The 14,492-nt window shown below is 33.5% G+C and carries 11 protein-coding genes; 2 read left to right on the forward strand and 9 right to left on the reverse strand.

The window, feature by feature from the left end; genetic code table 11:
• The first annotated feature begins 42 nt into the window (after positions 1–42).
• A complete protein-coding gene (locus AC4BB2_RS13295) occupies positions 43–1,536 on the forward strand; it encodes a polysaccharide deacetylase family protein (protein ID WP_490473370.1) in 1,494 nt (497 codons plus the stop codon).
• A 47-nt stretch (positions 1,537–1,583) separates the two neighbouring features.
• On the opposite strand, the gene guaB is transcribed toward AC4BB2_RS13295, so the two are convergent.
• The 5 genes from guaB to AC4BB2_RS13320 all read right to left on the reverse strand — a co-directional run bounded on the left by guaB (position 1,584) and on the right by AC4BB2_RS13320 (position 7,177).
• Positions 1,584–3,068, reverse strand: a complete 1,485-nt coding sequence (guaB, locus tag AC4BB2_RS13300) for an IMP dehydrogenase (RefSeq protein ID WP_490473371.1) — start codon at positions 3,066–3,068, stop codon at positions 1,584–1,586.
• Between the two features lie 167 nt (positions 3,069–3,235).
• Positions 3,236–4,903 (reverse strand): hypothetical protein, encoded by a 1,668-nt coding sequence (locus AC4BB2_RS13305; protein ID WP_490473372.1) that lies wholly within the window; start codon positions 4,901–4,903, stop codon positions 3,236–3,238.
• Positions 4,904–5,092: 189 nt separating this feature from the next.
• A complete protein-coding gene (locus AC4BB2_RS13310; protein WP_490473373.1) occupies positions 5,093–5,776 on the reverse strand; it encodes a DUF1129 domain-containing protein in 684 nt (227 codons plus the stop codon).
• Positions 5,777–5,875: 99 nt separating this feature from the next.
• Positions 5,876–6,976 (reverse strand): redox-regulated ATPase YchF, encoded by a 1,101-nt coding sequence (ychF, locus tag AC4BB2_RS13315; protein WP_490473374.1) that lies wholly within the window; start codon positions 6,974–6,976, stop codon positions 5,876–5,878.
• Between the two features lie 3 nt (positions 6,977–6,979).
• Complete coding sequence (locus AC4BB2_RS13320; protein WP_025870734.1) at positions 6,980–7,177, reverse strand: DUF951 domain-containing protein; 198 nt, start codon at positions 7,175–7,177, stop codon at positions 6,980–6,982.
• Positions 7,178–7,473: 296 nt separating this feature from the next.
• On the opposite strand from AC4BB2_RS13320, the gene AC4BB2_RS13325 reads away from it, so the two are divergent.
• Positions 7,474–8,994 carry a helix-turn-helix domain-containing protein gene (locus tag AC4BB2_RS13325; protein ID WP_490473375.1) on the forward strand — a complete coding sequence of 507 codons (1,521 nt, stop codon included), beginning with the start codon at positions 7,474–7,476 and terminating at the stop codon, positions 8,992–8,994.
• A 67-nt stretch (positions 8,995–9,061) separates the two neighbouring features.
• Here AC4BB2_RS13325 and AC4BB2_RS13330 read toward each other — a convergent pair whose 3' ends face one another.
• The 4 genes from AC4BB2_RS13330 to AC4BB2_RS13345 form a co-directional block, all read right to left on the reverse strand.
• The gene (locus AC4BB2_RS13330; RefSeq protein ID WP_490473376.1) at positions 9,062–10,165 is read right to left on the reverse strand and encodes a tyrosine-type recombinase/integrase; all 1,104 of its coding nucleotides are present in this window, start codon (positions 10,163–10,165) and stop codon (positions 9,062–9,064) included.
• 374 nt (positions 10,166–10,539) lie between these two features.
• Positions 10,540–11,778, reverse strand: a complete 1,239-nt coding sequence (locus tag AC4BB2_RS13335) for a hypothetical protein (protein WP_490473377.1) — start codon at positions 11,776–11,778, stop codon at positions 10,540–10,542.
• Between the two features lie 114 nt (positions 11,779–11,892).
• Complete coding sequence (locus tag AC4BB2_RS13340; protein ID WP_490473378.1) at positions 11,893–13,074, reverse strand: WxLIP family cell surface protein; 1,182 nt, start codon at positions 13,072–13,074, stop codon at positions 11,893–11,895.
• A gap of 274 nt (positions 13,075–13,348) precedes the next feature.
• A complete protein-coding gene (locus AC4BB2_RS13345; RefSeq protein WP_490473379.1) occupies positions 13,349–14,476 on the reverse strand; it encodes a hypothetical protein in 1,128 nt (375 codons plus the stop codon).
• Positions 14,477–14,492: the final 16 nt, after the last annotated feature.

Raw genomic sequence — 14,492 nt, forward strand, 5'->3', positions numbered from 1 at the left:
GCGAAAACAACTAAATCTATAAAATTAGAGGGATTAAACGTTATGGACAGAAAAAATCAGCCACGTGGTACTCGACATAGTCGACGTGAAAGAAATAATCATACCTTTTCAAAAAAGATAGTTCTTGCATCTATTCTTGGGATCTCTTTTATCTTAGTCTGCGGTGGTGTTTACGCAACCTACGCGATGCAGCATAAGCCAAAAGAAATAAATAAAGTTGAAGATGACAGCAATTATAAACAAAAGGAAGCTTCACTATTAAAAAAAATTCGAGAAACTCAAAAACAAGACGGACTCGAAAGTACTGAACAAGAAAAAACAAGCGGTACTATCCAAACACTGATTTATGAACCTGTCAACACTGACGATATCCCTCAATTACCAGCAGTAAAAACTGAATTAACTTCTTTAATAGAAACAGCTCAAAAAAATCAGCCGAAAGAAACGGCCATTAAAATAGTTGGACATATAAAAAAAATCAAAACCACTGAAAAAGTGATAGGCTATCAACCAACCGTTGATACGTATACTTGGGATTTAAAAAAAGAGGATTGGTCTGAAAAAACTGATTCAAGTGAAAACATTGCCTATGTCAATCAAGCAACGAAACAACCACTGACATTGCAAGATATTTTTATAAGTGAAGCTAATCTCTTAGCTGTTCAACAAACTATTCAGCAAAAATTACTTGATGAAAGTCCCGATGGTAATGCTATCATTGACGGTGTTCTCAACATGCCAAAGATTTCATTCGATGGAACTGCTTTTACGTATCATTCTGATAAAATCAGTTTATCGTTACCTGAAAATCCGACTAATAAAAAAGAATTTACGTTACCTTATAAAGAAATTGCCAACTACATCAACACAGAATTTGTTGATCCAAACTCTATCCAAGATGCAGTGACAAAACCTTTAGATCCAAATCAAAAGTATATTTCACTAACTTTTGATGACGGTCCAAACCCTGAAACAACACCACGGCTTTTGGATATTCTAAAAGAAAAAGATGTCAAAGCGACATTCTTCATGTTAGGACAAAATGTTGCAAAGCATGAAGCTCTTGTCAAACGAGTTGCAGAAGAAGGCCATGAAGTAGCAAGTCATTCTTATTCACATCCTCAATTGACAGGTGTCGATGCACAAAGAGTTAAAGATGAAGTTCAAGAAACAGACAAAGCAATCTATCATGCTATAGGAAAAATTCCAACTGATTTTAGACCACCCTATGGTGCTGTAAATCCAGAAGTAGCAAAAATCATCGGTAAACCGATCATCCAATGGTCTGTAGATTCTCAAGATTGGCAAAGCCATAATGCGGGAGCAATCATTAAACGTATTCATGACACAGCCTACAATGATACCATCATTTTGATGCATGATATCCATCCTGAAACAGTGGATGCTGTGGCAACTGTGATTGACCATCTACGTGGAGAAGGTTATGAGATTTTACCTTCTAAAGAATTATTAGGAAATAAAGCCAAACCACTCCATATGTACTATGGTTCTAAAGATGAACGTCCAGTGCAATAACTGAAAAAAACGCCTATGCCAGCATTTGGACATAGGCGTTTTTTCAGTTATTGTTCTACAGAATAATTAGGTGCTTCTTTTGTAATTTGTACATCATGAGGATGAGATTCTTTTAACCCATTCCCACTCATTTGTATAAATTGTGCTTCTTCACGTAATTGTTTTAGGTTTGCTGCTCCAACATAACCCATACCTGATTTCAAACCGCCAATCATTTGGAAAACAATATCTGATACACTACCTTTATAAGCAACACGGCCTTCAATACCTTCTGGAACTAATTTATTGGCTTCATTAACGCCACCTTGGAAGTAACGATCACTTGACCCTTTTTCCATTGCTCCTAATGAGCCCATCCCACGATATGTTTTAAAACGACGACCTTGATAAATTTCAAACTCACCAGGTGATTCATCTGTTCCTGCCAACATGCTACCTAACATAACTGCATGTCCGCCAGCTGCCAACGCTTTTACGATATCTCCAGAATACTTGATTCCACCATCAGCAATGATTGCCTTACCATATTTACGTGCAACAGATGCCGCATCATAAATTGCTGTTAATTGAGGTACTCCAACACCAGCAACGACACGTGTCGTACAAATTGAACCAGGTCCGATTCCGACTTTCACTACATCTACCCCTACATCATAAAGAGCTTTCGCCCCTTCAGCAGTAGCAATATTCCCGGCAATAAGAGTTGCTTCTGGGAATGTATCACGAATTTCTTTGATTTTACGAATGACACCGGCACTATGACCATGGGCTGTATCAATAATGATCGCATCTACCCCTGCTTCTAGCAACGCTTCCGCACGTTCGAATGTATCACTTGTAACACCAACAGCAGCAGCAACTAACAAACGACCATGTTCATCTTTCGCTGCATTTGGAAATTCAATTACTTTTTCAATATCTTTGATTGTAATCAGACCGCTTAAACGGTTGTTCTCGTCAACGATTGGTAATTTTTCGATTTTATGTTTTTGTAAAATCTTTTCAGCATCTTTTAGAGAAGTGCCAACTGGGGCTGTTACTAAGTTGTCTTTCGTCATTACTTCTTCGATTTTCATTTGATAATCTGTTACAAAACGCATGTCACGGTTTGTAATGATCCCAACTAATTTACGATTGTCCATCGTTTCTACGATTGGTACTCCACTAATACGATATTTACTCATCAGATTTTCAGCATCTGCAACTAAATTCGTAGGTGTTAAGAAAAATGGATCAATAATTACGCCACTTTCAGAACGTTTTACTTTACGAACCTCGTCTGCTTGTTGAGGAATACTCATATTTTTATGAATAACACCTAAACCGCCTTGGCGCGCCATCGAAATTGCCATTTTACTATCTGTGACCGTATCCATACTTGCACTGATTAGAGGAATATTCAATTTAATATTTTTTGCCAATTGCACACTCATATCCACTTCATTTGGCAACACGTGACTTTCTGCAGGGATTAATAAAACATCATCAAATGTAAGACCTTTTTTCGCGAATTTTGTTTCCCAGTTAGACATTTTCCAGACCACTCCTCTATTTAATTTTATATAAGAAAATAACAGATATTAAAATAGAAGTCAACCGCATTTCCTTGTTTACAGAAATTTTCTGCTGGTTTTACAAAACATGAGTATTTTCTCATACTATTGTTATCTTTTTAAAAGGATAACTGGGGTTAGTTCTTCTATTTAAACCTTGCCGAAAACAAAAGTTCAGCTTTCCATATTATGCATATCAAAAGAGTCAGAACGGATATTCCTAATGACATTTTTTGAGCCAAAGTCGAATGGTATGAAATCAATACACTTCCTTTACCAGATAACTGAATATCCACTAGTCCATTTTGTTTATTTAACGACGTCGGCATCATTTGTTCTTTTCCATCACTGGCTATTTCAGCCTGATAGCCATAATAATAGATAAACGGAATGGTCACCGTTGATTTTTGTGTATTTTTTGTATGATAGTTAAATGCCACCGAGTCAAATGTCATTTCAATATTTGAAACGTCTATTTCATCTTTATTATAAACCACTTTTCGCTTTTTATTCTTTTTGATCGTCTCATAGTTAACTTCTTTTGGTAAATATTCATGTCCAGCACCAATATAATAACTATTTGTTTGATTATATGTCTGATAAGGTACGTCTCTTTCCCCTTCAGTATCAACGCTTTCCTTCTCATATAATGCAACACCTAATAAGATAATAATCATTAAAATTATCGGGCTACTTGGAAATTTTTTAAATAATCCTAAATCATCATTTGCGATCAGATAAGACAATAGCATGGTTACAATCGATAAAAAACGCCAAGGAAATTGAATCGTATTTATTGGTGTTTGATTTAATAATTGCCATGGAAACAGATTCGTCGTTATAAACATAAAAAAGACGGCAAGAAGAATCAAATCACGATTAGATGCTTTTCGTTTAAAAAGAGTTGCTGCATAGGCAATTAAACCCAGTAATAAAATAATCCCTATGTTCGCTGAAGATGCATGAAAAACACTATTTTTAAAACTATTGGTCAGTAAACTGCCTAAAGAATAGCTTCGGTCAGAAATAAATGTCAATGGATTTGAAGTTACTTGAAACGTGACATGACTCATCTGCTCAAAAACAGGTATCAAATAAAAGGCTAGCAATAACATCGTTATTCCTGCGGCCTTCAGTATCGCAATCATCACCTCTTTTTTTAAAAATCGTTTCAAGTTTAAAATTATATACATCCCTATAAAAATACTAATGATTTCTAAAGAAATAAAATGAGCTAATCCAATTCCTGTCATAGCCACGGTCAACAGGAACCATTTCTTCTCCTGACCATTTTTTAACAAATATAAACTTGCCAATACCAACGGAAAGAAACTCATTGCCAAAAGTTCTCCAATTGCTTGCCGATTAAAAAAATCTTGTAATCGATAAATAGATAATGTATATAGTAATGAAAATAAATAACTTTTGAGTTTCGATAACTTCATATATCTACCTGACAGATAAGTTAAAATAAATGTACCTAGGTTTATTCCGATAGCAAAAAAAATAAAGCTAGTTGCCAAAGAAAAACCAGCCGCACGTAAAACTGCCGGAGGATACAAATAAAAATCTGGATAGAATAAACTGGATGCATACCCATAACCACCGATAAAAAAATAACTGATTTTCGGTAGCAGTATTCCTTGTTTCAAAGACAACGCTAATCCTTCAATTCTATTTTGATGAAAATGATAATCATCGCCAATCAGAATATGACTATTTTCAAAATAGACAACATATAACGACAACACGCTTATTATAAAAAAACTTAGAAGTATCAGTAATCGACTATATCGATTAGTCCATACCTTCATTAATCCACCTCTTCATAATGAAAAATTAGTTGAAACTTTCATTCCTACTATTCCTATGGTATCTTGCTAGAGCATTTCTTTCAAACACGACCCCTTCATACTGATAAAAAGAAAAAAAGATTTAAACAAAACCAAAAATCGGTTTGTTTAAATCTATTCATCTAACTATTTAGAACTTTCATATTGAAGTTAACGAGCCAAACTGCTACGCATATTGTATTTTTTCTTTAGTAGATAACGAATACCTAACGCTGCTCCCCCAATAATGATCACAATAATCGGATCTAAAACAGGATTAATAATCGGCGGTAACATTGCTGATCCTGTAAAAACGGCAAGCCATAAGAGCATTGCTCCGACTAAGATTAAACCCGTTTTGAACCAACCTGGACGTTGGGATTTATCCACGCCTGGACGGTCATATTGATATACATACTTGTACATTAGATAAAATACATACCCTCCAGCCATTGATGCTAATACCAATGTCAGCAATCCTAATGGTTGTGATTTCCCTTTCGACCACATCATCATAATTGAAAACATAATCGTCATTACACCAAATAACAACAATGTATTATCCAACCACATCAAAGTTGGTGTTGATTCTGGACGTTCTTCTGGTTTATTTAATATAAACTCCGTACGTTCAGCAACTGTTCCAAAGAGTTGACGTGCAGTTTTTCCGCTTTTTTGACCTTCTACTAAATATGGTAGAATTTCGTGTAACGCAAGCGTCTGTGCTTCTTCTGAAAGATTAGCAGCAACTAGTGATTTTTTTAAGTCAAAAATGTATTGTTCGTTTCTTTTGGTTAACTTTTGTTCAAGTTCACGATTTTCTGAAACGATATCTCGAAGTGTTTCTGATTCCATGTTTTGCGTCCTCCTCGCCCGTGGCAATGGGGCAGTCTTTACCTAAAAAGTATTCTACCATATTTTTTAGAGAGAAAAACAGTTTTTAGCGAATTTTTCCTATACATTGAAACGGAAAAGCATAACATCGCCGTCTTGAACAATATATTCTTTTCCTTCTAAACGAACTTTTCCAGCTTCTTTAGCTGCCTGCATGTTGCCATACGTATTCAGATCATCAAACGAAACAGTCTCTGCTCGAATAAATCCCCGTTCAAAATCAGTATGGATAATTCCAGCTGCTTGAGGGGCTTTGATTCCTTTACGGAAAGTCCACGCCCGAACTTCTTGTTCACCAGCAGTAAAGTACGTAGCTAATCCTAATAAGTCATAGGCAGCACGAATTAATTGATCTAAACCAGATTCTTCGATTCCTAAAGCTTCTAAAAACTCAGCCTTATCTTCATCATCTAATTCAGCAATCTCTTCTTCTGCTCTTGCACAAACAACAATCACTTCTGCTTGTTCATTTGCAGCAAAATCACGGACTTGCTGAACATAAGGGTTATTATCTGAATCAGACACTTCATCTTCTGAGACATTTGCGACATATAAAATCGGTTTTGCTGTTAATAGGAACAAGCTTTTTACGATTTTTTGCTCATCTTCACTAAATTCAATTGTTCTTGCAGATAGCCCTTCCTCTAAAACTGGTTTAAGCTTATCTAGAACAGCTAATTCAGCTACTGCATCTTTATCTTTCGTCTTAGCTATTTTAGCTACACGAGCATAGCGTTTCGTAATAGAGTCTAAATCAGCTAATACTAACTCTAAATTGATGGTATCAATATCCGCTAATGGATCCACACGGCCTTCAACGTGGGTAATATTATCATCATCAAAACAACGTACCACATGACAAATCGCATCTACTTGGCGAATATGACTTAAAAATTGGTTTCCTAGCCCTTCACCTTTACTTGCTCCTTTTACAATTCCAGCAATATCTGTAAATTCAAAAGTAGTTGGTACTGTTTTTTTAGGTTTCACTAACTCTGTTAAACGCAACAAGCGCTCATCGGGTACTTCAACCATTCCTACATTAGGATCAATCGTTGCAAACGGATAGTTTGCCGCCTCTGCTCCTGCTTTTGTAATTGCGTTAAAAAGGGTAGATTTCCCTACGTTAGGTAAACCTACGATTCCAGCTGTTAATGCCATTGATTATTCACTATCCTTTATCAGTTTTTTTTCCAAAATTTTTTTCATCTTTTTCTCAAAATCACGGCGTGTCATCATAACAATATGACCGCAGTTCGTACATTTTATTTTAATATCGGCACCCATTCGGATGATTTCCCAACGATTTGCCTGACAAGCATGGGGTTTTTTCATTTCTACAATATCACCAAGATCATACATTATAGACAAATCCTTTCTAAAATAGTAGTCGATATTTATGACTTGAGACATAAACATACAAGGATACAATACCATTTTTTTGCCAATCAAGCAAAAGCTATTTTTGCTCTACTCATTTTTAAATTAATAATAAATCCCAATAAATCAATATAGGAATTTACACTGCTCCTTTTTAAAATAGGATTGTATTTTCCATATTTATATTGGATAATAATAAAAAAATCAGAGGACGAGCTTTTTCTTGACTTCTTAGCTAAATAATAGTCCCTTCCACTGATATTTAAAGGAGTTTTACTGTGAGAAAATTTGACTTACTAGAAAAATTTGAAGTTTATCAAATGGACTTATTGATATATATGAGTAATGTTGGTGGCATTGCAACAAAAAAAGAACTCTTACATCATTTAGACATAGGAGAATATTTTTTATCTAAACTGATTGATAGTTTAATAACCTTAGCCAAACAAGCAGATAACCGCTTTTCCATTGTGGTAAACAAGCGTACGATAGAGTATCATACAACACCAAATTATTCTCTTCATACTCTTTATAATGAACTAATCATTTATGCACCAAAATATAGAATCTTAGAAGAATTATTGCTTTGTGGTACTATCGATGCTACTCGTTTATGCGAAAAAATTGGGATCAGTCATTCCACCTATTTCAGAAAAATCAACGAATTGAATAGCTTGTTAAAAGAATTTGACCTGTCGATTCAAAACGGCTGTCTACTGGGTTCTGAATTACAGGTTCGTTTTTTTTATGTGTCTCTTTATTTGACGACGGATCCTAACCACCAACTAAAAACACCAAATATTGATCCTAGGGTTTACGAAACAGTTAATAACATTCAGCTAATTTTAGGCAGCTCAATTTCGGTTTTATCTCAAAAAAAATTAATTATCTACTTAAGCCTTCTAAAAAGAAGACACGCTCAAAAAAGCATACAAGACTATAGCCGACAATCCCCTTTTTTTAGTAATAAAACAGATATCAATAGTCAAAAAAGATTTATACATGCGCTAAAAAATACACACCTATTTAGAAAAATCAATAACGTACTTGGATCTTTTTTAGTTTATTATTCCTTTAAGATGCTTCCTAACGAGACTATCTTATTGCTTTTGTTTATGTTGGGTAAAGAAATTATCCCTGCTGATTCTCATAGCTTAAAAGAACTCAACTTAATCGAAAGACAAAGCAATCTTTTTGTTGGAACGTTAAATAATGAATTTTTGAGTTTTTTGGAGACATGTTATCCTGGTAACTATTTGAATGAGGCAAACAGTCTCACTTTTCATTATTACCTAAATACTATTGGTTATCATCATTTACTATTCAATGGACATATTGACTATTTTTGGAATCCAAATTATACAGATGTTGAAAAAGCTAAATATTCTGAAATGATTGGTACGTTCACTAATTTCTTAAAACAAAAATACCCAGTACTTTTCGTAAACAATTCTCATGATACTATTTTAATGACAAAATACGCTCATGCAATCAGTTTTTATGAGGAATGTATCAAAACTAAACTCAGTGTTGGCGTGTTCATTGAAGGGGATTTACTATGCAAAACAAAATTTACGAATTGGTGGATCAAGCACGTAGAATTAAGAACTTTTGCACAAGCAGAACCATTAGAACCCAATAAGCTTTACGACCTGATTATTAGCAATGTCGACTGTTCCCACCTAAGCAAACGTGGAAAATATTTTTTCTTTATCGCTAATTACAACGAAAAAGTAGATATAGCTGATCTTGATCAATTGTTGTACACTATTTATTCTTCTGATATCACCCAATCATAAAGCTATAATGTTGTTATACTGCTTCATCGTATTCTAAGCTATGAAGCAGACATAATCTACTTACCCTTTATATGAATTCAAGCTTTTCTACTAGTTTACGTTCTTCTGTAAAAAATGAATTTGTATAACAATCAAGTGTCATTTTTGTTGATGAATGCCCTAAGAGAGAACTGATTGTTGCTATATTCCCTCCTGCTTCTAAACAACGTGTAGCAAACGTATGTCTTAACGAATGGAAAGAAAATTTTTCTAAGCCAATTTTTTTACGAATAATTTGAAAGCGATAGGCAATTGTTCTTGGTTCCAACGCTTTATACTTATTCGAAATAACATAGTCACTGGTTGATGTTTTTTTTAGCTCCAATAATTGCTTCTTTAAGGAATCAACAATTGGTATTTTTCGTTGTGAGTTATTGCTTTTAGGGGTTACTTCAACAATCGCAGTTTTTCTTCCAAATGCATCTTCAGTCTGTATTCTCAACAACGTTCGATTGACACCCAGCGTATTATTTTCGAAATCGATATCTTCCCATTTCAATCCACAAATTTCTCCAATTCGAAGCCCAGTCTGTAACGCAAGCATAATAGAAAAAAATTTTTGGCTGGTGTTAATTTCTTTCACCAACTTAGCTTGGTCTTTAACCGACAGCGCCTGAACGGTTTTTCTTTTCGTTTTCGGGAGTTCTATACCTGTACAAGGGTTTTCTGTCAATAGATGTAGGGATAGCGCCTTACTCAAACAGTTCTTCAACACTGAAAAAATGGACCGAATCGAGCTTGCTTTAAGTGTTTTATCCATTTCTTTGAACAAAGAATCAATATCTGCTGGTTTTAACTTTTGTAACTTGATTGATCCTATTTTAGATAATACATGAACCTCCATTTTATTTTTATAGCTGGCATATGTACTGCTCTTTACCTTAGGTTGAACGAAAGTCTCTAACCAATAATTTGTCCAATCTAACACTTGTCCTTCGTATGGAAGAAGATTCTTACTGTTGCTTACTTGATTTTGATATTTCATTAAAATAAGCTGCTGCTTTACCTCTGAATACTTGTATCCGTAGATATATCCATAATGAATTTTTCCATTTTTCTGTCTACCTTTTATGTATCGGCCTTCCCAGCGACCATCTTTTCTTTTATAAATATTTTCTCCTCTTCTTGCCATAAGTAGAATCCTTTCTAAAGTTTAATTTTACGCTTCTTAAATAAAATAAAAACTACTCTCATCCACCAATTTATTTGTTATTTTATTATATGAAAAACCAACATTTAAATAAGCTTTATTTCATTTTTAATTATTTTTTTATTATTTAATATCAATTTCCAGTTTTATTAATCCAGTATGCATTAATTTTATTTTTATTTTGTTTCAAAAATTAAGAAAAAATCAAAAATATTTGAGAGCCTTATACAATTTTATTTGTTATACCAACAAATAAAAAATACTATTACAATAAAAGGAAAGAGGTTTTATACATCTGAAACTGTTTTAGTTCCTTGTATACCACCCCTTTTTACCAAACGCCTCAGACTCATTCATCATGATTCATTTATTAGAATTGTGCTAATTGAATCGTTGGTTAACTTTAAATAATTACTTAGAAGGTTTTTCAATGCTGCATAGCCTTCCAATTTAACCAACAATTCCTCTGAGCAATACACCCAGTAATTGAAAATTGTAGATCCTAATACTACGATTTCTACAGTTTCCATGAACGGGCCTAAGTCTTTGATGAGCTCACGACAGCTTAACTTCCCAGCAATGATGATTTCATCTTTTCCTTCTAACTCTAACAACATCCATAAATAATCTATAAATTCCACTTTTGCTTTTAAAGTCAAAAATTGTTTTTTAGGTATCATTCGTTTCTTACTTAGTTCTCCGCTACCTGTGAAACACTTCAAAATTTCTAATTCGATCTTAGGAATAGGCTTTTTAAACGTTTTTTTTTCAGGTTCATCAATTTTTATTTTATCTTTTTGTATTGCTCTAATTGGTTCTTTATTTTTTATTTCTAAGGTTGTCGGTAATTGTTTTGATGGCTCAAGAATATATTTTTGAGCCAATGGACTTTCCTCTTTGGCTTCAGCTTTATTTAAAGATTCGGCATTTTTATGTGTTAATTGTCTGTCTGTTTGTTCTTTGTTTTCTGAATTTTTTTGACTCTCTTTCATTTTGTTTTCAGCTTGATTCATCTGTTTTTTGATTGTTTGGCTGACCTTCGTTAACTCATTTTTTAGCAACTCACCAGAACCTAAAACAATCGATTCATTTTTTATAAGTCTATTTTCTAATCCCTCAATTTTTTGAGTTAACTGACTGCATTTTTCTATAATGCCATGTATTTCTTCTTCTTTTCTTTTGAGCTGTGCATCTTGTTCTTGTTTGACAAACTGGTCATACGTTTCAAGGATTTCTTTCGTACACTCTTTTAATACCCGAAGATATTTGACTTGTTCCTGGTCAAAAAAACCGATCGTAAATGTTAAAACAATATACGCAGGTGATGCGAAGACATTGATTTTTTTTATAAGCAGTTCATCATTTTTTTTAGCCCAAATCTCTCGTACTCTTTTTGCAACTTGTTCAAGCTCCATTAATGATTGAATATCTTTTTTAAATATCAATTTACAAGACAGGTATGCTTCATGGGGGGTAATTAAATAGCTATTAAAAAGTTCTACTCCTAAAAGCCTCGGATTAACTTTTTGGTGAAGAATGTATTTTTTTATAATTTTTTTTTCCTGTTTTTTGGGGCTATGTTCTGTTTCCTTCATGTCCTCCAACTCCTAAAATTGGTGTGCTACAAATTTATTTCTCTTAGTTTAATAACTCTCTAGTCTGAACAACAACAATACTTTTTATATCTCTATGCCATTATCTAATAGCTCTCAATTATTTGTTCGTCCTTTTTTTCTTGAACGTCTAGAATTTAAATTTTTTTCTCTGACTTTATTCCTTTTGTTTACTTTTGGTGTTCTGATTTTTCTATAGTCTTTATTGTTTATTTCCCGTGTCTTCCTTCTATATAGCAAGGCTTCTTCATATTGCTTCTCCTTACGTTTTCTCAAGATCAGTAAAAATAATAAAGCCAAAAGAAGCAATACTAACGTAATTACACTAATAACCGTATAAAATAATATATCTTCTTTATCTGATCCAATGATAAGTTTGTTTATTTTTTTCTCTTCATCATCTTTAGTAATATCAATTTCTTTCGTCCATTTCCATTCTTGCTTAGTTTCTTTGGACTTAGCAGTCAGATGGACTTGATACTTTCCCGTTTTAAATTTTTGTTTTTCTTCTGCAATAATGAATGAAAAACTTGAATTAGGAGCCATGCGACAACCTGTTACTTTAGTTTGATTAACTATCTTATCTGAATTTTTTTCGTATGTTTTAGCTGTGTACTCAATATCTTCTAAATTGGTAGCTTGTTTATTTTGAATCATTGCTTTTATAACACTTTTATCTGATTCTTTTGAAGAAAAAATTCCCAATAAATCTAATTCTGCTTCAATAGGTGTATCTGTCTCTGTTAATTTTACAGCTACGATATAGGTCTTTTGCTTTTCGTTATTGTCTGATTCTATTAATTCATTATTTCTCTCAGAGGAAACAACTTTAATGCCTCCTAAGACCATTCCGTTAAATGAATCATCTGGCATTTTTAAATGAACTGCAGTCGTGATTTTTTGTTTAGGAGGAATCATTATTTTTGACTCAGTTGTTGCAATATCCTTGAAAGAAAGCTTCAAACTTTTGTCTCTTGGAATGCTCTTTGATCGATCAGAGTAATCTATTTCACCTACCTCATTTGTCGTAGCATCATTGATTTGCAGCGTAACTTTTTCTTCCTTATCGGAAGTATTTTCTAGCTCAAGTATCAAATCTTGTTCTTGGCCAGGTATCATTCTAAGATCATAGTAAGTTGCTTTTGAATCGTGTTGGTTCTTTGGTAAAATCGGCTTTACTGAAATAGCATACCCAACTTCAACTTGAATAATACTAGATGCCATGAAAAAAATGATTATCACAACAGTCCAACGTGTTATTTTCCATTTATTAGTCATTGCATTTTAAACTCCCTACATAAATAAAATCATATGTACATTTTTTAAGCGACACACCCTTATTACGAAAATTTTATGAATAACAGCTTTAGAAAATTGTAAAGAGTATGCCTAAGCTAACCGACTTAAAATCTCCGCTCACCTATTACTACTTTAGTAATAGGTATTACTGTTAGAAACGAGCTTTCTATGTAGTAATGGACTGGAAAAACCGACTATTTCCAATCCTCGCTATTTTTTAAAATAATCACTAGGCTCATAAACAATAAGCAATTTAAGCATCAATGATTGATTCCTCATTCAATACGATTTGTTCTAGCAAGTAATTTTCTCCCTGTATCAAATCAAAATAGGCCGCTTTATTTAATATGCTGTCATAATCCATTTTCATGATCCGAACATGAGGTTGGTGAAACCAAGATTTTTTTTTAATTTTTACTCTCGATTCAATTAACTTACACTCGTCTAAAATCAGATAAATTTCATTAGTGGAGACTGAATCTTTAAAACTTCTTACTTGTTCTCTTTCATAAGTTAATTGATTGTCCGAAATCGTCATCTTTTCAGATTTTGTAACTAACTCTTTATTCATTAGCCAAGATTGTTCCAAAAACTTGGCTTTTTGCAACAACTGAGAGTATTCTCTCAAATCAATTTTCAATATACGATCCCAATTTTCATTTTCATCATTACTTGATTGACTTAACTCTTTCATGGCTCTAGAAAGGTTTTGTCGTTCCATTTGATCAATTACAACTTCTAATTTTTTATTGGCAAGCCGCATTCTTTCTTTAGCATATCTTTCTCTACTAACAGCTTCTTCGATTTTCAGTAAGTAATTCGCATCATCATTGTCGTTGTAATCTAAAACTTCTGGTTCTTCTATTGGGATAGTATTATTATCCTGAAGTGGTTTAATAAACTTCGTTACTAATCTTTCAATTTCACCCACAAATGTTTCCAGTACATCATTACCATCATCAAATAATTGCTGATTCAACGACTCCAGTAAATTCACCATGAAGGGAAAACCTGTCTCTCTATAGGCAATAGGAACAAAATCAATGTAGTAAACTACACGTTTATCCTCTTTTTCCTTAGAACCGCCTATCCAGGCTATTTGAGGAAATGTATGAATCAGCTCATCAAGCACGGCAGACCAGTCGAGATCCACAAAATCTAAAGTAATCTCTACATGTTTAAAAAAAGAGATTATGGTATGAAATTCTTCAAAATATTCTTCTACATCTTTTTGAGGATAGGGGATTCGTTTATTTCTTTCTTGAAAAATCTCTTCACAAATATAATAAATATCCCGTAGCATATCGTCGTCAAAAAGACGCTCACCTACTGCTGGTGCAGCGGCTTGATAAATGTCAACCATAATATTTTGATAAACCACTTCTTAATCCCCTTTC

Source organism: Enterococcus sp. AAFC-DPL-5146 (assembly GCF_058216635.1).

Coding starts and splice junctions, on each gene's coding strand:
- AC4BB2_RS13295 (WP_490473370.1), top strand. CDS start 43: ATGGACAGAAAAAATCAGCCACGTGGTACTCGACATAGTCGACGTGAA.
- guaB (WP_490473371.1), bottom strand. CDS start 3,068: ATGTCTAACTGGGAAACAAAATTCGCGAAAAAAGGTCTTACATTTGAT.
- AC4BB2_RS13305 (WP_490473372.1), bottom strand. CDS start 4,903: ATGAAGGTATGGACTAATCGATATAGTCGATTACTGATACTTCTAAGT.
- AC4BB2_RS13310 (WP_490473373.1), bottom strand. CDS start 5,776: ATGGAATCAGAAACACTTCGAGATATCGTTTCAGAAAATCGTGAACTT.
- ychF (WP_490473374.1), bottom strand. CDS start 6,976: ATGGCATTAACAGCTGGAATCGTAGGTTTACCTAACGTAGGGAAATCT.
- AC4BB2_RS13320 (WP_025870734.1), bottom strand. CDS start 7,177: ATGTATGATCTTGGTGATATTGTAGAAATGAAAAAACCCCATGCTTGT.
- AC4BB2_RS13330 (WP_490473376.1), bottom strand. CDS start 10,165: ATGGCAAGAAGAGGAGAAAATATTTATAAAAGAAAAGATGGTCGCTGG.
- AC4BB2_RS13335 (WP_490473377.1), bottom strand. CDS start 11,778: ATGAAGGAAACAGAACATAGCCCCAAAAAACAGGAAAAAAAAATTATA.
- AC4BB2_RS13340 (WP_490473378.1), bottom strand. CDS start 13,074: ATGACTAATAAATGGAAAATAACACGTTGGACTGTTGTGATAATCATT.